This window comes from Deefgea sp. CFH1-16 (genome assembly GCF_016881365.1).
Taxonomy (GTDB): domain Bacteria; phylum Pseudomonadota; class Gammaproteobacteria; order Burkholderiales; family Chitinibacteraceae; genus Deefgea.
Window position 1 is genome coordinate 1,946,161 of record NZ_WLYT01000001.1, and the last position, 20,091, is coordinate 1,966,251.

Below are 20,091 nucleotides of genomic sequence, written 5' to 3' on the forward strand. Positions count from 1 at the left end.
GATAATCGATTGATATCGACGAGCTAATGATTGACCTTGTCCGGTTGTGATTAGCACTAGAGGTCACTTTGAATACCTTCTAGTTCGTCAAACGGTGCAAAGATGCACTGAGGGCAGTTTGCTCCGTTGCCGTGTACTATTGGTATCTAACCGTATCAACAACATATCTATTCGTACACATGCCGATTGATTCACGACCCCCTTTAGATCGACTGTCCTCGCTGCTGGAGCGTTTTCAAGTATCTGCTAGCCTTTTTCACACGGGGATGCTGTGTGGCGTTCATCGTTTTGAGGTGCAGACTGGGCGAGGTTTTTTTCATGTGCTGCGCAAAGGTGGCGTGGTGGTGACGCACCACAAAAATTCAGGAGTGCAATCGCGCATTGAGATTGTTGAGCCTACGCTGCTGTTTTATCCTCAGCCATTGGCGCATCAGTTTCACAATGCGCCGCGAAATGGCGCCGACTTTACCTGCGCGACGGTGTCTTTTGAAGGCGGAGTGACGCATCCTCTGGTGCGGGCATTGCCAGCACTCATTGTGCTACCGCTATCTAAGGTGCCGAGTTTGGCTGGGGCGCTCGAGCTATTGTTTCAGGAGGTCGATCAAGTGCGGTGCGGGCAAAAATTGATCGCAGATCGTCTATTTGACGTTGTGCTGCTGCAGTTGCTGCGCTGGCTACTCGATCATGGTGCAGAAGGGGGTGTGGCGATTGGTTTGGCGTCGGGCTTGGCTGATCCACAATTGGCGTATGCGCTCACTGCCATTCATGACAATCCACAGTTGCCTTGGACGTTAGCAGAGCTGGCTGAGCGAGCCAGTTTGTCTCGCAGTGCCTTTGCCAGCCGCTTTAAAAGGGTTGTCGGGGTGGCGCCAGCTGAATACCTCACTGACTGGCGCATGGCGCTGGCAAAGAAGCAGCTGCGACAAGGCTATGCGGTGAAATTGATTGCATCAAATTTGGGTTATGCCAATTCGTCGGCGCTGTCGCGGGTTTTTGCGCAACGAATTGGTTTGTCGCCAAGGGCTTGGCTGGCACAGCATCAGAGCCCAGAGGTTTGAGATAGATTTGAGTGCAGTGGATGCACGAAATGCCGAGCGACAGTTCAGAGAGAATGTATTCAAGCTCTGAGCTGGCTATGAGTGAATGGATTTTTCGCTAATTCGTTTGGCAAGCGATCAATGTGGGGTTTGCTGTGCTTGGCGTGATTTGCAAGCCTTGCTCCGAGCGCGGATGCCGTATTGATATTCAACCTAGATTTGGTTGTATATACAGGTATATGCTTGTAATAAGCTATTTTATTGAGATAGCTGGCAATACCTTAGTGATCAATATTGAGCAGACAACAAAAAACCCCGTAATCCTAAGATTGACGGGGCTTTTGAATTCTCTGTGCTAGCCAGAGAATGATAACTGGTGGCTATGGCGGGACTCGAACCTGCGACCCCAGCATTATGAGTGCTGTGCTCTAACCAACTGAGCTACATAGCCAAGAGAGGGCGCTATTATCACCGATGAATTTAATCTTGGCAAGCCCTTTTTTATAAATAATCAGATAAAACGCAAAATATTTATAAAACCATCACCGCAACCCAACCAAAAGCCATTAATGGCAGGTTGAAATGCAAGAAAGTCGGTACCGAAGTATCCCAAATATGGTTGTGCTGACCATCCACATTCAAACCGGCGGTCGGGCCTAGCGTTGAATCGGATGCTGGCGAACCAGCGTCACCCAATGCGCCTGCTGTACCGACTAAGCAAACAATTGCTTCTGGGCTAAAGCCGAGCTGCATCGCGAGTGGTACGTAGATGGTGGCGAGGATAGGTACCGTCGAGAATGAAGAACCGATGCCCAAGGTCACGATCAAACCGACCAACAGCATCAAAAACGCTGCCAGTGCTTTGCTATTGCCGATTAGATCCGCCGATTGCGTCACCAAGCTGGCCACATCGCCCGTGGCTTTCAGGACTTCGGCCATGCCGGAAGCCGCAATCATAATCAGGCCAATGCCGGCCATCATTTTCATGCCTTCACTAAAGACACTATCAGCTTGTCGCCAAGGCACTGCGCCACCAAGTACACAGACGGTAAAGCCTGCCAGCGCGCGCCGAGCAGCATCGAATCGACGCACAGTTGCACGATAAAGGTCGTCACCATTGCCAGCACCGCCACGCTCAATGAGCGACGCGTGTAGCGACTGTCTTCGCGTTCAACCGCTTTGAGTACGTCCATATTGTATTGGCGCGGTTTGCGGTAAGTGACAAACACGGCAGTGAGCAAACCAAACAGCATCCCCAATGCGGGTAGCGCCATTGCGTGCATCACATTCACGTGGGTGACATCTAAGCCTGATTTGGTAATGCTGCCCAATAAAATTTGGGTTAAGAAAATCTCACCAAAGCCAACAGGGAACAACATATACGGCGTAATCAAACCAAATGTCATCACGCAGGCCAATAAACGGCGGTCGACTTTAAATGTCGCCAGCGTAAATAGTAGCGGCGGAATCACCAGCGGAATAAACGCGATATGAATCGGTAAAATATTTTGCGACGAAATTGCCAGCGCCAAAACAGCCAGCACAATGCCCCATTTAACACGCGGGTATTGCTGCTCTTGGCACTTAATTTGGCCAAGCCATCGGCCATCGCGTGCGGTAAACCTGATTCGGCCAGCGCCAAGGCAAAAGCGCCCAGCAGCGCGTAAGACAGCGCAATCCCTGCGCCACCACCGAGGCCACTATTGAATGCGGCGATGGTTTTACTTAATTCCAAACCTCCGACCAAACCCCCGACCACAGCACTGATTAGGATGCTGACCACCACATGAATGCGGCTCAATGAGAGCGCGAGCATCAGTGTTACTGCAATTAAAACGGCATTCATAAGTAAAAACTTGGTCAAAAAGATGCCACTTTACCTGTAGATGAGGGAAATTGTTTAGAGAAAAATCATCAATTGATGTTTCGCTTGATTGCGTATATGGGATTTTATGGGTATTAGGAATCGATCTGAGCTGATACCATCTTGTCCCCTTGGGGGTGAAGATTGGTTTTGCTCCCCCGTTTTATGTTCAAAGGATTTAGCATGATCGCAGAGGAAGCACAGACGGCACCCCACCTCAAACGCAATTTGCGTGTTCGTCATCTTTCCATGATTGCCATTGGTGGCTCGATTGGAACTGGATTATTTGTTGCCTCGGGCGCGACGGTGGCCCAAGCGGGCGCTGGTGGCGCTTTGGCTGCTTACGCCGTGATTGGCTTGATGGTGTATTTTTTGATGACCAGCTTGGCCGAAATGGCCGCCTATATGCCGGTTTCAGGGTCGTTTTCAACTTACGGGGCTAAATTTGTTGAGCCCGGTTTTGGCTTTGCCCTTGGTTGGAACTACTGGTACAACTGGGCGGTGACCATCGCCGTTGAATTGGCGGCAGCCAGCATGGTGATGAAATTTTGGTTTCCAGAAAGCTCAGGCCTGATGTGGAGTGCCTTATTTTTGGCGCTGATGTTTTCGCTCAATTACCTCTCGGTAAAAGGCTTTGGTGAAGCTGAGTTTTGGTTCTCGCTGATTAAAGTCGTCACCGTGGTGATTTTTATTGTCACGGGTGTTGATGATTTTTGGCATCTTAAGCGGCACACACACAGCGTGGGTTTTGAAAACTTCACCATGGGCGACGGTCCTTTTGTCGGGGGTTTCCCCGCCATGCTCGGGGTAGCGATGATTGCTGGGTTCTCATTCCAAGGCACTGAATTAGTTGGTATTGCCGCTGGCGAATCAGAAAACCCGCAAAAAAACATTCCGCGTGCGATCAAGCAAGTGTTTTGGCGCATTCTGTTGTTTTATGTATTGGCGATTTTCGTCATCGGCATGTTGATTCCCTACACTGACCCGAATTTGCTTAAAAGCGATTTGGCCAATGTTGGCGTTAGCCCATTTACCTTGGTGTTTCAAAATGCCGGCATTGCCTTTGCTGCTAGCGTGATGAATGCGGTGATTTTAACGGCGATTTTATCGGCCGGTAACTCAGGCATGTATGCCTCAAGCCGCATGTTGTATTCATTGGCTTCGGAAGGCAAAGCGCCAAAAATGTTCGCTAAATTATCGAGCAATGGCGTGCCACGTAATGCTTTGTACGCGACGACTTTGGTGGCCATGTTGTGCTTTTTTGCCTCGGTATTCGGTGAAAAAACCGTGTATTTATGGCTATTGAGCACCTCAGGGATGACCGGCTTTATTGCTTGGCTCGGGATTGCGATTTGCCATTATCGCTTCCGTAAAGCGTATATCTTGCAAGGCCGTGACATCAACGATTTGCCGTATCGCTCGAAGTTTTACCCCTTTGGCCCGATGTTTGCCTTTGCCTTGTGTATGGTGATTATGCTCGGTCAAAACTACCAAGCCTTTATGGCCGGAACCATTGATTGGGGTAGCGTTACTGCGACCTATATCGGGATTCCGTTGTTTTTTTGTAATTTGGCTTAGCTATCGCTACAAAAACAAAACGAAATTTATCACGTATGAAAAAATGGATTTAGACAGCCAGCGCGATTAATCTCGCCAGCAAATGCAGAAATAGCCCCGCAGGTCGGGGCTATTTTTTTGGGCAAAAAAACAAGGCGCAACATCTGAATCATGTGGGTATGGGTATTGCCTGCAATGGTATGTAGCTTGTGGGCTGCAATTAAATACATTGCCTTTGTGTGGTGGAATAAGCTCCGCGCATTCCACCGGATCGTTGCGGTCAAGGTGGAATGCACTGCGTTTATTCCACCCTGCAGCATCGTAGCCATGTAGGGTGCGCAAATTTTGCGCACGCGGATGGGGAGCTAATTTTATCGCGACTGATTCAAATTGGCGGCTTACGCTTAAAGGCTAACCCGCCCTACGATGGTGGTGTATTTACTTGCAGCCTTTGCGCTAAAAAGCCCCGCAGGCTATACCCAACAACTACCCCTCACATCGTCGAAGCTACCGCCTCATCCACACCTTGCGCGCAGGCCGGTTGCTGCGAAGCGCCAGTCGCCTGCAAGCTGTCATGTTTAGCGCGGATCATGGCTTCGACCTCTTTGTTGAGGCTGCGTCGATCTCGTCCTTCGGGCTTTAATGGCGTCAGAAAATGGAGTTCGATACACAGTTGCTGCGCGCCGGTGATTTGCCACAGCGAGTCGGCGATGCTCATGTCGTCGATGTAGGCGGCGTCGCTGACATATTGACCGGCGGCGTTGGTGTAGCGCAGGTAGATCGGTTGGATGGTGGCGTTGGTTTCAAAAGCGCTTTGGATGAGCGAGGCTTTGAATGGGCGGATTGCTTGGCCGTCGCTGGTGGTGCCTTCGGGGAAAAAAGCGATGCATTCTTGATTGTTGAGTGCGGTGCTGATGCTGGCGTTGACGCGTTGGGTGTCGCGGGTTTTGCTGCGATCAATAAACACCGTGCCAGCGCCTTGGCACAACATGCCGATGACCGGCCAAGTTTGCACGTCGGATCGGGCGACAAAACGGGCGACGGTAATGCTATTGATGGCAAAAATATCAAACCATGAAATGTGATTGGCCAGCAGTAGATGATTGGCGGGGTGTAGCGGGGTGGCTTGGCCAAAGACTTTGAGGGTGAAGCCGAGTTTTTGCGCCAATTGTTGCGACCAAATTTGGGTTTTATTCAGTCGCGCTGCGTGATTGATCCGAGGAAACTGAAAGCGCACCATCAGCATGCCGTAAATCACATGCCGGACAAATTGCTGCAATCGATGGATTCTCAACCAAGTTCTCATCCCGACTTACCCTTGTTCAATTGGCGTGGCATTGGTGTTTGCGGCGCGTATTGCTTACGCGGGCATCAACATACACCAACTGCGTGAGCTTCAGTATTGTGCTGGGGGGTAAAGCGGATTTATCTGATTTTGTGTGTGGTTTTGGCTGCGGTTTAGCGATAGCAAGCGCCGCAAGCTACGCCCCACGCTGCGGCGGGGCGTGCGGATTTTTAGAGCTCGCCAGAGCGATCGCGCCCGCGTAAACCGGGGGCGGTGTCGCCAGTAAGGCCTTTAGAAAAAGCGATGACTTTAAAAATCTCGCCCATTTCGGCATGGGTGGTGAGTTTTTGAATCGCTGCGACGCTTTTCATATAGTCGATGCTGGTGGTGGGCAGTTGTTGGGCGAAGTCGAGAATGCCGGCGTCGAGCAAATAGCTGGCCTGAGTGGTATAGCCATCTAGGCTAAGTCCACTGGCTTCTGCAGCGGTATACATCGCCGTAAAATCAATATGACAGGTAATGTCGGTGAGGCCAGGGTAAAAGAACGGGTCGTGAATGGTGTGGTGGCGATAATGGCCAATCAGCGTGCCCATACTGCGTTCAGGGTGGTAATACTCGCGCTGCGGGAACCCATAATCAATCAGTATGATCATACCGCGCTGTAAGCTTTGTCCAAGTGCGGCGATAAAGCCTTGTGCTTCGAGGTGAATTTCGCTGGTGTAGTTGGCAATGGTAGGCAAAGGCTCGCAAGCTGCGGCCAGCTGCGCGGATTGAATCGGCCGATTTTGCATGGCAAAGCCTTGCTCGCCGAGGATGACGCCGCGTTGTTGCCATTGCCCATCGGCCAGTTGCACTAGCTCGCATGGCATGGCGTCGAGCACCTCATTGCCGATCATCACGCCAACAAAATCCTCGGGCAGCGCATCAAGCCACTGCACGCGATCGATTAAATGTGGTACTAAAGTAAGCAAAGTTTGACGCTGACGCTCGCGTAATTGGCCAGAAAGCTCCAAGATGGCATAGTGTACGGGTAAGGCATTGCGGCGTTCGAGTTCTTGCAAAATTTGCGCCGCCAGTTGACCAGTACCTGCGCCGACTTTCTAACACACTGGCGGATGCTTGGCCGAGTTCATCGAGCACATGCGCCAAAGTCGCCGCCACCGTGGCACCAAAAAAAAGGCGAAATTTCCGGTGCGGTGACAAAGTCGCCGGCGCCACCAAATTTGGTCGCGCCGCCGCTGTAATAACCCAGCGCCGGGGTGTACATCGCCAAGCGCATAAAGTCGGCAAAAGAAATCCAGCCGTCGTGGTCGTTAATCGCTTCGGCAATATGCTGACACAAGGCTTGGCTGGCTTCGAGCGCGTCGCTCGATGGCACGGGTAATTGCAATTGATTCATGGCGAAGTCGATCAAATAGAAAGGTGTCGCCGATTTTAGCATTGTTGCTGCATGGCGTACCGAAGCAATCGTCGGCACGAAACAGCGCTAGTGTTGGCATGAATGGCCGTTAAATAAAAGCATAAGCACATGGGGAAAAATTTAAACCGTGATGACTGATCACTGCGTAGATGTATTGATTATTGGCGGCGGCGTTGGTGGGTTAACGTTGGCGCAATGGCTGACTGGGCTGGGGCGCAGTTGGCGCATTGTTGAGCGCGAAGCGTATTTGGGCGGCCCTTTGGCGCACAGCCAATATGTTTTTGAAATGGATTCCGGGTTGGCCTGCGGTGTCAGGGCGCGATTATATGGCCGCCATTGTGGCGGGTATTGATACATCGCACTGCGAGCTCAGTTGTGAATTAACGCAGATTCAGCGAAATCAGATTGATCCAGCTTGGCGCTGTCAGCTCAGTAATGGGCGCGCTATGGTGGCCAAAAAGCTGGTGTTTGCCTGTGGCGCAGCGCCAGTTTCGCCGTTTGCTCAGTCTGAGCGGGTGATTGTTGGGCCGGGATTACAAAAAATTGCTCATCTACAAACTGGAGATCGGGTGTTGGTGTTAGGCGGTGGCGATAATGCCGCAGAGCACGCGCTGATTTTGCAAGAGATGGGCTGCTCGGTGGTGATGCTGGTACGGCACGCATTACGCGCATCGGCGGTATTGGCGCAGCAATTGCGCGCCTCGCAGATTGATTTTCGGGTGCATGGCGATGCTTTGCCTTTGCATGTCAGCGCCAGCGGGGTGGAGTTATTCGGTGAGTCTTACGATTATGCCGCAGTGTATTACGGCTATCAGCCATCAACAGTCGTCACGGACTTTCCGGTATTGTATGGGCCAGAGCAGCAAATCAGCCGCGATGTGTTTATTCTGGGCGATATGACTGGCCCAAGCTACCCCAATATTTTACTCACCCAAGGGCAAGCCGCCGTGGTGGCCAAGCAAATCGATCACGCGTTATCGGGTGACTGAAGGCGCAGTAGACTCTGCACCGATTTAGCCTTGGCGAGCTGTGCTTGAGTTTTTTATAGGTATATTTATGTAGGCTTTGCATCATAAAGTCGGTATGAATATACCGTGTTTAATAGACTTAACAACTTTTGACGCAGAGACGCAGAGAAAAGCAAAAACAGTTATTTCAGATGACCTCGGTTTAAAAATCCGTTGCATTGACTCGTTATTTCTTGGCATCTTTGCGTTAGGTTTTGATTTTTAAAGCTGTATTGGTATGAAGATATCGCGCTTTATTTTTTGATAGGTCCTTGGTTAAAGCGTGCCAGATGGCGTTTGCTGGCGAAGACAATATCAGCGCCTCATTGGCCAACAGCGCTCACGCATCCGGCTCAGTGGCAACAACACTGTCCGAATCGCAGCCTAGCCCAGCCGCAATTGAGCGCTGCGCCCAGCGGCTAATGCGCCGATTGAGCCAAGGCCAATTGATTGGTAAATAGCGCGCGGGTTCCAGCAACATACCGCACCAATAGCGATGTTGCGCTTCATCCCAAACCAAAGCCGCGCACCGCCCGCGCCGTTTGCGACTAATCAACACCCCCACCGGACAAGGCTCCGCCGCGCAACACACCCCGCAACCATTACACACCGCACCCATAGTGGGTTTGGCGGGTGCGAGTGGGTGGAGGTGGATGGTTTGCATGGGATTGGTCGATGTTAAGTCGCGTTAGCAAATACCAGTACCGTATGGTTTGGCGTTAATAAAAAGCCGCTGAAAAACAGCGGCTTTAGTGGTGGGTGACTGCGATTCGTTATGGCGTTATGGTGTAGTTATACGGGAAGGTGGTGATTTTTGCTGCCTGCCCGCCGCCTGCAGGCGTGGTGACCGTGACAGTTAAAATACCGCTATTTTGCGTTGCAGGACAAGTTGTAGCAAATTGAAGCTTAAATCCAAAATTGGTTTGACCTAAAACGACGGCATTGGTCGCAATTGCAGATGAGCCAATGGTATGGCTAGTACCAGAAAGCACAGAACCTTGCCCATTGGTACTTGCAATCGCGATCGTCGTACCTGCTGGCAAGATATTGCCTTTTTCATCCGGGATATAGATGGTGTAATCTTTGTTCGTTCCGCAGGTGCCAGTAACTGGCGCCGCAGGATTGAGCACAGGCGTTTTTGGATTGTCGCTAGAGAAGATAAATGTTGCTTGTTGGAAAATATGCAGTGTCTTTTGGCTTGAGCATCTTGCATAAATATTTGGATCACATAAAGTCGAACTCAGAAATCCATCCGCCGGAGTGTAAGTATTTTTGCCATCGAAGTCGACTAATTGATCTACACCTAGATTGAAAATACCATTTTCATTTTTATCTAAGAAAGCCTCACCAATATCACTTGAGTTGCCATTAATGTCGACAAGCTCACTATCTTGATCGGCAATAATATTATTATTTTTATCAACAAAGCTTTCTTTCTTCGCCGATGGCATATGCCAGCACATGAACTCGACCATTGCTTGGGCGTGGATTTTGCGAAGTTAAAGTGATTTGGCAGCTGCTATCTACCGTAGTGCAACTACCTTGGGTGCCCGTGCCAATACGGCCACCGTCGGTAATAAAATTAATCGCGGTGCCATCGGGTACTGGGTTATTAAAGTGGTCGGCAAAGCGCATGGTAATTTTGGCTTCGGTGCCATCATAGTACCAACCATTGATATTATATTTATCCGCAGCTAATGAAATCGAGTCTTGGTCTGGGAAGCCCGAGCTAATCGCTAATTTTCCAGAGGTACTACTTAAGGCTCCTGCTGTGGCGGTCACGCGGATTGGCGTCGGTTGCTTGCCAGAAATTACAGTGGCATTTGCAACGCCATTACTGTCGGTGGTTACGGTGACCTGACCAGTGGCTGCGTTAGCGTTAAGTAAAGCAACACCACCGATTGATGTATCTAAAGCAAAAGTAACCGCTTGCCCAGCAATCGGTGCGCCGGTGGCATCCACCACTTTGAATTGCACTTGGGCAGTATCAGGGCGGGTGGCGCTGGCATAGCCCTTGAGGGTAATTACGCCATCAGCAGGGGTAATTGCATTAAATGCAAGCGATGCTGCTGTAGGCGGTGCAATGACGACTTTTACATTTTGGCTTTGTCCGTTTGATAGTGTTGCAGTAATCGTGTCGGTGTTGGCGCAGCCTTTATCGGTAAATGAAGCAATCGCTTTACCGCTGGCATTGGTGAGCGCTGTTGCGTCGATCGTGGCTTTGCCGGCTTGCGCGCATTGCGATGAAAAATTAACGGTTTGTCCGGAAATTGGCTTGCCATTGGCGCTGACCAGCACTTCTACGCTGGTATTGGCATTGGCACTGATGCTGGTTAGGCCAGCCAGCATGCTATCAATTTTTAATGTGGAAGAGCCGATTTGATACGCCATCGAATTGGTAATGGTTTGATCGGTACCAGTAGCGTCTTTATATTTGGCGCTGGCAATGAGTTCACCCACTTTGCCACTGGCGCTGATATTAGCCACACTGAGTGTGGTCGTCATTTGACCGGCGGAGTTAGTCAGGCCCGCGTTCGGGCTCAACAAGCCTAAGGTTACATCGGTTGTAAAATTCACTACCGCGCCAGCAATCGGGCTGTTATTGGCATCGACGACCAACGCAGTGACTTGAATGGTTTCGCCAAGGGCAAGGGTGGCTTGTGTTGGTGTTAGAACGATTTTAGCAACAGCAGGAATGGGTGTCGGCGTTGCGCCACCCCCCCCTCCGCCATTACTGCCTCCCGCAATTAGATCGGCACCGCCGGGGCCGCCGCCGCCGCAGGCGGTGAGTGTGCTGGCGATTGCGCCAACAATGGCCAGATGAATAAGGGCTTTGCGAGGGGTTGAGTGCATTTGTCTTGCCTTTTACGATTTATTTACAAGCAAATCAGTGATTTCTTTCTACTGATTTTTTAATTTATGTATTTTAAGCAAGATATGCTGTTTGAATGTTGCTTTTCGCTTACTTTTACTAAAAGTGACACCTATTTGTCATGCGGGTCTGGCCGCCGATTGCGGTATGAGATTGCGGTGAAAAATCAAACACTCAGCAGCGTGTTGCTGTGAGCGAATGGCTTTGTGCGTACGAGTGGGGGTTTTTCAGGTAAAATCACTGCCAATTCAATTACCTATAGCGGGGCGTCCTTTGGGCGTCCCGTATTTATTCTATGAACGCAATGACCGAACAGCCGCAAGAGAAACCGCAACTGACCGAGGCGGAACAAAAGCAGAAATACAATTTCAATAAGTTGGTGAAACGCTTGCGCCATAACGTGGGCGATGCGATTAACGATTTTAATATGATCGAAGACGGCGATCGGGTGATGGTGTGTTTGTCGGGCGGCAAGGACAGCTACACCATGCTGGATATTTTGCTGAGTTTGCAAAAATCAGCGCCGATTAATTTTTCGATTGTTGCGGTGAATTTGGACCAAAAACAACCGGGTTTTCCTGAACATATTTTGCCGGCGTATCTGGCCAAAATCGGCGTTGAGTATCGAATTATCGAAGAAGATACGTATTCGATTGTGACGCGAGTGATCGAAGAGGGAAAAACCACCTGTGGTTTGTGCAGCCGTTTGCGCCGTGGCATTTTGTACCGCGTGGCTGATGAATTGGGTGCGACCAAGATTGCGCTGGGCCATCATCGGGATGATATTTTAGAAACGCTATTTTTGAATATGTTTTACGGTGGCAAGCTCAAAGGCATGCCGCCCAAATTGGTATCGGACGATGGCAAACATATGGTGATTCGCCCATTGGCGTATTGCCGTGAAAAAGACATTGAAAAATACAGCGCCGCGCGTGAATTTCCGATTATTCCGTGTAATTTATGCGGCTCGCAGCCTAATTTACAGCGCCAAGTGATTGGCGATATGTTACGCGATTGGGATCGACGTTTTCCGGGTCGTTTGGAAACGATGTTTACTGCGATGTGCAATATCGTGCCATCGCACTTGGCTGATCCAAAGCGTTACGATTTTGTGAATGCCAAGGCCGATGGCACGCCTAGGCTTGACGGCGATAAAGCGTTTGATCGCGAAACGTTTAGCGATCCGAGCCGGATTTCGATTTTGTCGAGCAAGCCTGCGGCGAGCGCATGTGGAGATGCGTCATGATGTTATCGCGCACGCGGCGTCGCCCGAGAAATTTTGAAGATGAGCTGATGATCGATGTCTCTGAAGAGGGCGGTGTTCGTAAGCTGCACTTTGGTAGTGATGACACGCAAAGTGCGATGAAGATCAATGCGCCGAATGAATTGCTACTGGCGTATTCGCGCTGCGTATTTGGTAGCTTATTGTTTTTAGATCCACCGCAAAAAATGCTGTTGATTGGTTTGGGCGGCGGCTCGATTGCCAAATGGGTGCATGAATATTTGCCGACAACGCATTTGACGTGCGTTGAGTTATTTCAGCAGGTGGTGAATGTGTGGCGCGCTCGATGTTTTTTTTTGCCGCCAGACGATGCGCGTTTGGAAGTGATTACCGGCGATGGCGCGGCGCATGTTTACAATATGGCCGACGAATCGGTCGATATGATTATGATGGATGCGTATTCAGCGACTGGCATTGCCGCACCATTGGCGAGTACCGACTTTTTTACCGCGTGCAAACATAAGCTGACCGATAATGGCGTTTTGGCGGTGAATCTATGGAGTATTGATCGCCGATTCGAGCAGTATTGTGCACAATTGTCCGAAGTGTTTGAAGGTCGATTGATTTGCTTGCCAGCAAGGCAAAAAGGCAATGTGATTGCTTTTGCTTTTATGCGTGGACAAAACAATCCGCAGTGGGAGCGATTAGCCGATAAAGCCAAAAAACTCGAAGCTGAGTATGGTCTTGAATTTAATGAATTTGTTAGTGATTTAGCGCGAATGAATCCACATAACGATCGACGTCTGTTTATCTGATGAAGGCGGGGAGTTGGGAGTGAGGGAGTAGGGAGTAAAAGCAGAAAAGAAAGGTTTTTCTCTCTCCCGATTCCCTACTCCCCACTCCCCGCGTTAATAAAGGTTTTCAAGTGCTCGCGAATGTGAAAAAATCAGGGTAATCAACGAAATCTTAAATAGGTCGTACTTATGCTCGATCGTGACGGCTATCGGCCAAACGTCGGCATCATTATCATTAATCAACAGAACCAAGTGTTTTGGGGGAAACGCGTGCGAGAGCATTCGTGGCAGTTTCCGCAAGGCGGCATTAAGCAGGGGGAAACTCCTGAGCAGGCGATGTTTCGAGAGCTGGCCGAAGAAGTTGGTCTGCTGCCGGAACATGTAGAAATTGTGGGCCGCACGCGGGACTGGATGAAATATGATGTGCCGACCAATTGGGTGCGCCGTGAATGGCGCGGTACTTATAGAGGACAAAAACAAATTTGGTTTATGCTCAGGCTAGTCGGGAAAGATTCTGACGTTTGCTTGCGTAAAACCACGCATCCCGAGTTTGATGCATGGCGCTGGAATGAATATTGGTCGCCGCTTGAGGCAGTGATTGATTTCAAACGTGGCGTGTATGAAGCGGCTTTGGGTGAGTTAGCGCGATTGATTGGTCAACATCCGCCTTCAGTCGTCAACTAAAACAGCATTAGAACGGGCGGCTTGGGTCGCCCGTTTTTTTATTTGGATCTTATGTCCGATTTCAATCGCTCATCGAGTGAGCATCTATGGCAATCGCTATCCCTATTTAATATTTTCCGGCTATTAATCGTGATCGGCTTGATGGTGGGGGCGTTTTTACTCACCGGCGAGAGCTTGCTGGAGCGCGATCATTTTTGGGTGGTGATTTGGATTTTAGGGTGTTACACCCTGTGCGGGATTATTTTTGCCTTTGGCATTGCCAAAAAATGGCCGCGTTTTGACGTGCAATTGTCGATTCAAGTGTTGATTGATGTGATTTTTATTGTGGCGTTGATGCATCTCGGTGGCGGGATTAAAAGCGGCTTTGGGATTTTATTATTGCCTTATTTAGCTGGCGCCGGTTTGATTGCGCGTGGGCGAATGACGATCTTTCATGCGGCGATTGCCAGCATTGCTTTACTGGCTGAAATGCTGTGGAGCGCGATTCACGGTGATTTAGAGTCAACGATACCAATGTCGACGGTATTTCTCTGTATCGCTTCATTTGCGGTGGCTTGGCTGGCATACCGTCTCTCTCGGTATGCCGAAGAAAATCGCGAATTAGCGGAGCGACGTAGTGTTGATATTGCCAATTTAGGTCAGCTCAATACGCGGATTTTACAAGACGTGTCTGACGGTGTGCTGGTGGTGGATAGCCGTAATTTAATTCAGCAATTTAATGAGCAAGCCGTTCGAGTCACCGGTGTTCGGACTGATTTAGGTAGCCCATTGGCTGCGGATTTTCCTGAATTGGCGGCGCCTTTACACCGCTGGCGCGAGTTTCCAGAGCTGGGCAGTAGTGAATTAGTGCAAACGGCGGGTGGGCGCAATACTTTACGAGCGCGTTTTGTGTCTTTAACGCAGGATTCGAGCGGGAATGTGCTGATTTATCTCGAAGATATGGCGCGCTTACGCCGAGAATCACAGCAATTAAAACTCGCAGCGCTGGGGCGTTTAACCGCCAATCTGGCGCATGAGATTCGCAATCCTTTAGGCGCAATTAGCCATGCGGCTGAGCTGATGCGTGAAGAGGCGAATGATGATCCCTTATTGCAAAAATTGACGCGAATTATTAACGACAATAGCCAGCGCCTTGAGCGAATGGTGAAAGACGTTTTAGAGCTTAATCGTCGCGATCGCGTTGAGCGTATCGATATTCACTTGGCCGATTGGCTGGCCAATTTTGTCGATGAATTTAAGCAGCAAGAAAAAATACCGGTGCAGCTCGCTATTATTTGCCCGCCAGATGCGACGGTGCGGTTTGATGTGGGGCATTTGCATCAAGTGCTATGGAATTTGTCGCGCAATGGTTGGCGCTATTGCTTAAAGCAAGATCATAGTCTGCGTTTTACCGTGAGTGAATTTCGCTCTGGCTGGATGCTCAGTGTCATTAACGATGGACCTAGGGTACCGAGCGACGCGCAGAGCCAGCTGTTTGAGCCTTTTTTTACCACTGAAAGTAAAGGCACCGGTTTAGGTTTGTATATTGCGCGGGAAATTTGTGCCGCCAATGCCGCTTTACTGGAGTATCAATCCCCGCCTGAGAGCGGTGCTTGTTTTCGAATTTTATTTGGATATACCGATGGCGAAAAAATCTAAAGTATTACCCCGAGTTTTGGTGGTGGATGATGAGCCTGATTTGGCCGATTTACTCGAATTAACTTTGCTCAAAATGGGGCTGGCGGTTGAAACCGCCAATGGGGTGATTGCCGCGAAAGCTTTGATTGATAAGCAGCATTTTGATTTGTGTTTGTCCGATATGCGTATGCCCGATGGCGAAGGCTTGGACTTGGTTCGGTACATTCAAAGCAAAGGTTTAGATTTACCGATTGCGGTGATTACCGCGTATGGCAATACCGAGAATGCCGTAGCGGCACTCAAAGCCGGCGCGTTTGATTATCTGGCCAAGCCCGTGGCGCTAGAGCAGTTGCGGGCTTTAGTCAAATCGGCACTGAAAATTGAAGCTACGCCAGCGGTAAAAGCGGCGCGACGAGATCGTCCGTTGTTGGGCGATTCGCCAGCTTTGCAACACGCTTTGGTGTTAATTGAAAAACTAGCGCGCAATCAAGCGCCTGTGTATGTCACCGGAGAGTCTGGCTCGGGTAAAGAGCGGGCTGCGCGAACGATTCATAGCTGTTCTAGCCGGGCGGATCAGCCATTTATTGCGGTGAACTGTGGTGCGATTCCAGAAAACTTAATGGAAAGTGAGTTTTTTGGCTACCGCAAAGGGGCATTTACTGGTGCCTTGGAGGACCGCGATGGTTTTTTTCAAGCCGCGCATGGCGGGACGCTATTTTTGGATGAAGTTGCCGATTTGCCCTTGCTGATGCAAGTTAAATTGCTGCGCGCCATTCAAGAGCGCAAAGTACGCAAAGTGGGCGGCGTGCAAGAAGAAGACGTGGATGTGCGGATTATTTCGGCAACGCATCAAAATCTATCGCGCTGCGTTGAGGCTGGGCGTTTTCGGCAAGATTTGTATTATCGATTGAATGTGATCGAGCTGAAAATGCCGGCACTGCGCGAAATGGGTAACGATGTATTGTTAATCGCTCAGTTTTTAGTCGAAGACATCGCCGCGCGCCACGGTATGCCGGTGTTGGCTTTTACTGCGGCAGCCAAAGACGCGCTATGTCGTTATGATTTTCCCGGTAATGTGCGTGAATTAGAAAATCTACTTGAGCGCGCAATGGCTTTGGCCGATGGTCAGCAGATTGATATCGATGATTTGCAATTGCAGCATGCGTCTTTTGACAAAGCCGAAGCGGTTGCTGCCAATTTAGGCGACACCTATCCATTGCAAGATTATCTGGACCGAGTCGAAAAAGTCGCCATTATCGCCGCTTTGGATAAAACCGGCTTTAATCGAACGCAGGCCGCTAAACTACTCGGTGTGACCTTTCGTAGTTTGCGCTATCGCTTAGAAAGATTGGGAATTACGCAAGATGAGTAAGTCGCTTGAGCAGCTTGAATCCGCAACAATCAAATCGAGTGAGCCAATGCTGCAATTTGAAATTGATGAATTGGGCTGGTGCAATGCGGCTAAGCGGATCCCTAGCCCCAATTGTGATGCTCGCCCAGCTGGGCAAGCACCCGATATGTTGGTGATTCACAATATTCATTTGCCACCGCAACCTGCTGGCGCGCTTGAATTTACTGGTTCGGATATTGAGCGGCTCTTTACCAATACGCTGGAGGTGGCGGATCACGCTTGTTATGCCGAGTTGGCACAATTGCGGGTGTCGGCGCATTTTTTGATTCGCCGTAGCGGTGAAATCCTGCAATTTGTACCGTGCGAGCTGCGCGCATGGCATGCCGGTGTTTCACGCTGGCAAGCGCGTGAGCGTTGTAATGATTTTTCGATTGGCATTGAAATGGAAGGCTCAGATTTTGTGCCCTTTATGCCGGCGCAATATTCGGCGTTAAATTCTCTAGCTGTAGCATTGCAGCGCCGCTACCCGCTGGCTTTTTTATTAGGGCATAGCGAGATTGCACCGGAAAGAAAAACCGATCCTGGGCCTTATTTTGATTGGAATGCACTGGCTGAGCCGATTTTGGAATTACGCCAAACTGGCAACATCAGCCAAAGCTAATATTTATGCTGCGTTGCCGCAACGATTGTCGTTTATTCATGCCCCTGCTGTGGAGCACAGGACTATAATCCGCATCCTCTACTTGGTTTGATAGAAATACACATGTCGACTTCTCAAGCGCAGGATCCAAAAAAGCTAGCCGGACTGATCGTTGGTGCGATTGGTGTGGTTTACGGCGATATTGGTACTAGCCCGCTGTACACTCTCAAAGAATGTTTTAACGGCCATGTGGCCCTTGATTTAAATCCAGCGAATATTTTAGGGGTTTTATCGCTGATTTTTTGGAGCCTGATGATCGTCGTTTCGACCAAATACATCATGTTCATTATGCGTGCAGATAATCGCGGCGAAGGCGGCATTTTGGCCCTGATGGCCTTGGCCGCGCGTAATGCCACACCAGGTTCTCGCAAGGCCATGTGGATTACCATTATTGGTCTATTTGGCGCCGCCTTGTTTTATGGCGACTCGATCATTACCCCGGCGATTTCTGTGCTTTCGGCATTAGAGGGGATTAGCATTGTTTCGCATACCTTTGATCCCTACATTATTCCGATTGCTATTGCGGTGATGGTGGCGCTGTTTTGGATGCAAGCGCGCGGTACGGCCAGCATGGGCAAGTTATTTGGCCCGATTACCATTGCCTGGTTCTTGGCATTGGCGGGCTTGGGCATCGCACAAATTATTCAAGCGCCTGAAGTTTTAAAATCGCTTAACCCTTTGTATGCGATTGAGTTTTTTATCGGTAGTCCAAAAATTGCCTTTATTTTGCTCGGTGCGGTGGTGTTGGCTTTAACCGGTGCTGAGGCTTTATATGCCGATATGGGGCACTTTGGTCGTCCGGCGATTCGCTATGCGTGGTTTGGCTTGGTATTGCCTGCCTTGATGCTCAATTATCTTGGGCAGGGCGCGCTATTGTTGACCACCCCCGAAGCGATTAAAAATCCATTTTATATGATGGCTCCGGGATGGATGGTGATGCCGCTGGTGGTATTGGCCACTTGTGCGTCGATTATTGCTTCGCAAGCGGTGATTTCTGGGGCGTATTCGGTCACTAGCCAAGCGATTCAGCTCGGCTTTGTGCCGAGGATGGATATCCAGCATACGTCTGAGCGTGAAATTGGTCAGATTTATATGCCGGGGATTAATTGGTTTTTATTGGCCTCGGTGATTTTATTGGTCATTGGTTTTAAAACCTCGAGTAATTTGGCGGCCGCGTATGGTTTTGCGGTGACCTGCACCATGGTGATGACCACTTTGTTGGCGTTTATGGTCTTGGGACGTGGTTTGGCCGGTTGGAAAAAGTACGGCCTATATGCCATGTTGAGCTTATTTTTAGTCGTTGATTTGGCGCTGTTTGCTTCAAACTCGCTCAAAATCCATGAAGGCGGCTGGTTTCCATTGGTGATTGGTTTGGTGGCCTTTATCTTGATGACGACTTGGAAACGTGGTCGTAAGATGCTTTCGGCGAAATTGCTCGAAGGTGAAATGCCATTAACGGGGTTTGTTGAAAGCCTTGAAGCGCATCCGCCGCAGCGCGTGGAAGGGATTTCAATCTTTATGACCGCCAATACCGATACGGTGCCGCATGCTTTATTACATAATTTAAAACACAATAAAGTGCTGCATGAGCAAGTGGTGTTTTTGACGGTGCAAACCAATGATATTCCCTATGTGCCACTGAAAGAGCGCGTCACAGTGCGGCGATTGGGGGAAAGTTTTTACCAAATTGTGGCGACGTTTGGCTTTAAAGAAGAGCCCAATATTCCTGCGGTATTGTTGCAAGTGACACAGCTACAGCCAGAGTTGGTATTTGATGAAATGAATACCTCGTTCTTCTTGTCGCGTGAAACGATTGTTGAGGCGAAATATCCATCAATGAGCTGGTGGCGTCGCCGCTTGTTTAGCTTGATGAGTCGCAATGCAACGCGGGTAACGAACTTCTTTAAAATCCCACCGAACCGGGTGGTTGAAATGGGGATGCAGGTAGAGCTATAGGTATATTGCTCCAAGCATTATGAATTAAGGTTTATCGACCTATACATCAACGCGGCCTACGGGCTGCGTTTTTTTATAACTGTTTCAGTTGCGTAATACAGCGATCGGCTGCGGGATGATTTTTATTGCCGTGGCGCAACCAGACCGTTTGCATGCCTAATTTTTTGGCAGTAATTAGATTGTCGATGCTGTCTTCAACCATGATGCAGTCGCTGGCTTGAAGTTTAAAAATTGGCGTAGCATTTGGTGATAAGCCTTGGGTATTGGCTTGGGGGTAAGGTTAAGCGTATCGATGGCGGCTATACCTATGAAATAACGCTCAATATCGAGTGCCGCGAGCATGGCTCTGGCGTAAGCAATGGGGCCATTGGTAAATAAAATCTTACTGCCGTTGAGTCTGGCCAGCGTGGATTTAAGCTGTGGCATTGGATGCACTTGGCTCAGTAGTTGCGGCAAGGGATGGCAAGCGGCTAAAAAATGATGCGGGTTTAGGTGGGGATGGTGGCGAACTAAACCTAATAAAGTCGCCCCATAGCGCCGCCAATAATCTTGGCGCAGCTGATTGGCCGCCGATTGCTGCAGCTGTAATTCACTTTGTAGCCAAGCGGTCATTGCCGAATCGATAACCGGAAATGCATGCCGACTGGCGTGATGCAGCGTATTGTCGAGATCAAAAATCCAAGTGGGTTGGGGCATAGCAGAGAAAATGGCCGATGAGATCGGCC

General features: G+C 49.7%; 18 protein-coding genes, 1 tRNA gene and 1 pseudogene. 11 read left to right on the top strand and 9 right to left on the bottom strand.

From position 1 onward, the window contains the following. The first annotated feature begins 179 nt into the window (after positions 1 to 179). Complete coding sequence (locus GKO28_RS10725) at positions 180 to 1,058, top strand: AraC family transcriptional regulator (protein WP_182076249.1); 879 nt, start codon at positions 180 to 182, stop codon at positions 1,056 to 1,058. Between the two features lie 353 nt (positions 1,059 to 1,411). Here GKO28_RS10725 and GKO28_RS10730 read toward each other — a convergent pair. Then, positions 1,412 to 1,488: transfer RNA gene (locus GKO28_RS10730), tRNA-Met, on the bottom strand. A gap of 80 nt (positions 1,489 to 1,568) precedes the next feature. Beyond that, positions 1,569 to 2,883: pseudogene (locus GKO28_RS10735) on the bottom strand (Na+/H+ antiporter family protein). A gap of 201 nt (positions 2,884 to 3,084) precedes the next feature. Here GKO28_RS10735 and GKO28_RS10740 point away from each other — a divergent pair. After that, positions 3,085 to 4,479 carry an amino acid permease gene (locus GKO28_RS10740; protein WP_307838990.1) on the top strand — a complete coding sequence of 465 codons (1,395 nt, stop codon included), beginning with the start codon at positions 3,085 to 3,087 and terminating at the stop codon, positions 4,477 to 4,479. 472 nt (positions 4,480 to 4,951) lie between these two features. Here GKO28_RS10740 and GKO28_RS10745 read toward each other — a convergent pair whose 3' ends face one another. The 3 genes from GKO28_RS10745 to GKO28_RS19845 all read right to left on the bottom strand — a co-directional run bounded on the left by GKO28_RS10745 (position 4,952) and on the right by GKO28_RS19845 (position 7,142). Continuing rightward, a complete protein-coding gene (locus tag GKO28_RS10745) occupies positions 4,952 to 5,737 on the bottom strand; it encodes a 1-acyl-sn-glycerol-3-phosphate acyltransferase (protein WP_203564100.1) in 786 nt (261 codons plus the stop codon). A 236-nt stretch (positions 5,738 to 5,973) separates the two neighbouring features. Continuing rightward, complete coding sequence (locus tag GKO28_RS10750; RefSeq protein ID WP_247646488.1) at positions 5,974 to 6,804, bottom strand: class I SAM-dependent methyltransferase; 831 nt, start codon at positions 6,802 to 6,804, stop codon at positions 5,974 to 5,976. 68 nt (positions 6,805 to 6,872) lie between these two features. Continuing rightward, entirely contained in the window at positions 6,873 to 7,142 is a 270-nt protein-coding gene (locus tag GKO28_RS19845; RefSeq protein ID WP_247646489.1) for a hypothetical protein, read from the bottom strand. Positions 7,143 to 7,293: 151 nt separating this feature from the next. Here GKO28_RS19845 and GKO28_RS10755 point away from each other — a divergent pair, with 151 nt between their 5' ends. Together GKO28_RS10755 and GKO28_RS10760 are read left to right on the top strand one after the other, a co-directional pair. Further along, complete coding sequence (locus GKO28_RS10755) at positions 7,294 to 7,515, top strand: FAD-dependent monooxygenase (RefSeq protein WP_247646767.1); 222 nt, start codon at positions 7,294 to 7,296, stop codon at positions 7,513 to 7,515. After that, positions 7,490 to 8,152 carry an FAD-dependent oxidoreductase gene (locus GKO28_RS10760; protein ID WP_182076252.1) on the top strand — a complete coding sequence of 221 codons (663 nt, stop codon included), beginning with the start codon at positions 7,490 to 7,492 and terminating at the stop codon, positions 8,150 to 8,152. Before GKO28_RS10755 ends, GKO28_RS10760 begins: the two co-directional genes overlap by 26 nt. 358 nt (positions 8,153 to 8,510) lie before the next feature. Here the strand turns inward: GKO28_RS10760 and GKO28_RS10765 are convergent, their stop codons facing one another. The 3 genes from GKO28_RS10765 to GKO28_RS10775 all read right to left on the bottom strand — a co-directional run bounded on the left by GKO28_RS10765 (position 8,511) and on the right by GKO28_RS10775 (position 11,023). Then, positions 8,511 to 8,834: a hypothetical protein gene (locus GKO28_RS10765; protein WP_182076253.1), complete on the bottom strand. Its 324-nt coding sequence runs from the start codon at positions 8,832 to 8,834 to the stop codon at positions 8,511 to 8,513. A 109-nt stretch (positions 8,835 to 8,943) separates the two neighbouring features. Then, on the bottom strand, positions 8,944 to 9,621 hold the full coding sequence (locus tag GKO28_RS10770; protein WP_182076254.1) for a hypothetical protein: 678 nt from the start codon (positions 9,619 to 9,621) through the stop codon (positions 8,944 to 8,946). Next, positions 9,590 to 11,023 (bottom strand): Ig-like domain-containing protein, encoded by a 1,434-nt coding sequence (locus tag GKO28_RS10775; RefSeq protein ID WP_182076255.1) that lies wholly within the window; start codon positions 11,021 to 11,023, stop codon positions 9,590 to 9,592. The genes GKO28_RS10770 and GKO28_RS10775 overlap by 32 nt, the downstream gene beginning before the upstream one ends. A 323-nt stretch (positions 11,024 to 11,346) precedes the next feature. On the opposite strand from GKO28_RS10775, the gene ttcA reads away from it, so the two are divergent. The 7 genes from ttcA to GKO28_RS10810 all read left to right on the top strand — a co-directional run bounded on the left by ttcA (position 11,347) and on the right by GKO28_RS10810 (position 19,366). Further along, positions 11,347 to 12,288, top strand: coding sequence for a tRNA 2-thiocytidine(32) synthetase TtcA (ttcA, locus tag GKO28_RS10780; RefSeq protein WP_182076256.1), 942 nt, complete (start codon positions 11,347 to 11,349; stop codon positions 12,286 to 12,288). Further along, on the top strand, positions 12,285 to 13,079 hold the full coding sequence (locus GKO28_RS10785; RefSeq protein WP_182076257.1) for a spermidine synthase: 795 nt from the start codon (positions 12,285 to 12,287) through the stop codon (positions 13,077 to 13,079). Before ttcA ends, GKO28_RS10785 begins: the two co-directional genes overlap by 4 nt. 168 nt (positions 13,080 to 13,247) lie before the next feature. Then, positions 13,248 to 13,742 (top strand): RNA pyrophosphohydrolase, encoded by a 495-nt coding sequence (locus GKO28_RS10790; protein WP_173533088.1) that lies wholly within the window; start codon positions 13,248 to 13,250, stop codon positions 13,740 to 13,742. Positions 13,743 to 13,793: 51 nt separating this feature from the next. Next, positions 13,794 to 15,380, top strand: a complete 1,587-nt coding sequence (locus GKO28_RS10795) for a PAS domain-containing sensor histidine kinase (protein ID WP_182076258.1) — start codon at positions 13,794 to 13,796, stop codon at positions 15,378 to 15,380. Continuing rightward, positions 15,364 to 16,731: a sigma-54 dependent transcriptional regulator gene (locus GKO28_RS10800; RefSeq protein ID WP_182076259.1), complete on the top strand. Its 1,368-nt coding sequence runs from the start codon at positions 15,364 to 15,366 to the stop codon at positions 16,729 to 16,731. Before GKO28_RS10795 ends, GKO28_RS10800 begins: the two co-directional genes overlap by 17 nt. A 46-nt stretch (positions 16,732 to 16,777) precedes the next feature. Continuing rightward, positions 16,778 to 17,371, top strand: a complete 594-nt coding sequence (gene ampD, locus GKO28_RS10805; protein WP_182077461.1) for a 1,6-anhydro-N-acetylmuramyl-L-alanine amidase AmpD — start codon at positions 16,778 to 16,780, stop codon at positions 17,369 to 17,371. A gap of 102 nt (positions 17,372 to 17,473) precedes the next feature. After that, positions 17,474 to 19,366 carry a potassium transporter Kup gene (locus tag GKO28_RS10810; protein ID WP_182076260.1) on the top strand — a complete coding sequence of 631 codons (1,893 nt, stop codon included), beginning with the start codon at positions 17,474 to 17,476 and terminating at the stop codon, positions 19,364 to 19,366. Positions 19,367 to 19,540: 174 nt separating this feature from the next. Here the strand turns inward: GKO28_RS10810 and GKO28_RS10815 are convergent, their stop codons facing one another. Further along, positions 19,541 to 20,062 (bottom strand): HAD family hydrolase, encoded by a 522-nt coding sequence (locus GKO28_RS10815; protein ID WP_182076261.1) that lies wholly within the window; start codon positions 20,060 to 20,062, stop codon positions 19,541 to 19,543. Positions 20,063 to 20,091: the final 29 nt, after the last annotated feature.

Excerpts from the sequence above, each read along its gene's own strand:
- GKO28_RS19845 (WP_247646489.1), bottom strand. The coding sequence starts at position 7,142 with ATGAATCAATTGCAATTACCCGTGCCATCGAGCGACGCGCTCGAAGCC.
- GKO28_RS10755 (WP_247646767.1), top strand. The coding sequence starts at position 7,294 with ATGACTGATCACTGCGTAGATGTATTGATTATTGGCGGCGGCGTTGGT.
- GKO28_RS10770 (WP_182076254.1), bottom strand. The coding sequence starts at position 9,621 with ATGCCATCGGCGAAGAAAGAAAGCTTTGTTGATAAAAATAATAATATT.
- ttcA (WP_182076256.1), top strand. The coding sequence starts at position 11,347 with ATGACCGAACAGCCGCAAGAGAAACCGCAACTGACCGAGGCGGAACAA.
- GKO28_RS10810 (WP_182076260.1), top strand. The coding sequence starts at position 17,474 with ATGTCGACTTCTCAAGCGCAGGATCCAAAAAAGCTAGCCGGACTGATC.
- GKO28_RS10785 (WP_182076257.1), top strand. The coding sequence starts at position 12,285 with ATGATGTTATCGCGCACGCGGCGTCGCCCGAGAAATTTTGAAGATGAG.
- GKO28_RS10740 (WP_307838990.1), top strand. The coding sequence starts at position 3,085 with ATGATCGCAGAGGAAGCACAGACGGCACCCCACCTCAAACGCAATTTG.
- GKO28_RS10790 (WP_173533088.1), top strand. The coding sequence starts at position 13,248 with ATGCTCGATCGTGACGGCTATCGGCCAAACGTCGGCATCATTATCATT.
- GKO28_RS10795 (WP_182076258.1), top strand. The coding sequence starts at position 13,794 with ATGTCCGATTTCAATCGCTCATCGAGTGAGCATCTATGGCAATCGCTA.
- ampD (WP_182077461.1), top strand. The coding sequence starts at position 16,778 with ATGCTGCAATTTGAAATTGATGAATTGGGCTGGTGCAATGCGGCTAAG.
- GKO28_RS10765 (WP_182076253.1), bottom strand. The coding sequence starts at position 8,834 with ATGCAAACCATCCACCTCCACCCACTCGCACCCGCCAAACCCACTATG.
- GKO28_RS10815 (WP_182076261.1), bottom strand. The coding sequence starts at position 20,062 with ATGCCCCAACCCACTTGGATTTTTGATCTCGACAATACGCTGCATCAC.
- GKO28_RS10725 (WP_182076249.1), top strand. The coding sequence starts at position 180 with ATGCCGATTGATTCACGACCCCCTTTAGATCGACTGTCCTCGCTGCTG.
- GKO28_RS10760 (WP_182076252.1), top strand. The coding sequence starts at position 7,490 with ATGGCCGCCATTGTGGCGGGTATTGATACATCGCACTGCGAGCTCAGT.
- GKO28_RS10800 (WP_182076259.1), top strand. The coding sequence starts at position 15,364 with ATGGCGAAAAAATCTAAAGTATTACCCCGAGTTTTGGTGGTGGATGAT.
- GKO28_RS10775 (WP_182076255.1), bottom strand. The coding sequence starts at position 11,023 with ATGCACTCAACCCCTCGCAAAGCCCTTATTCATCTGGCCATTGTTGGC.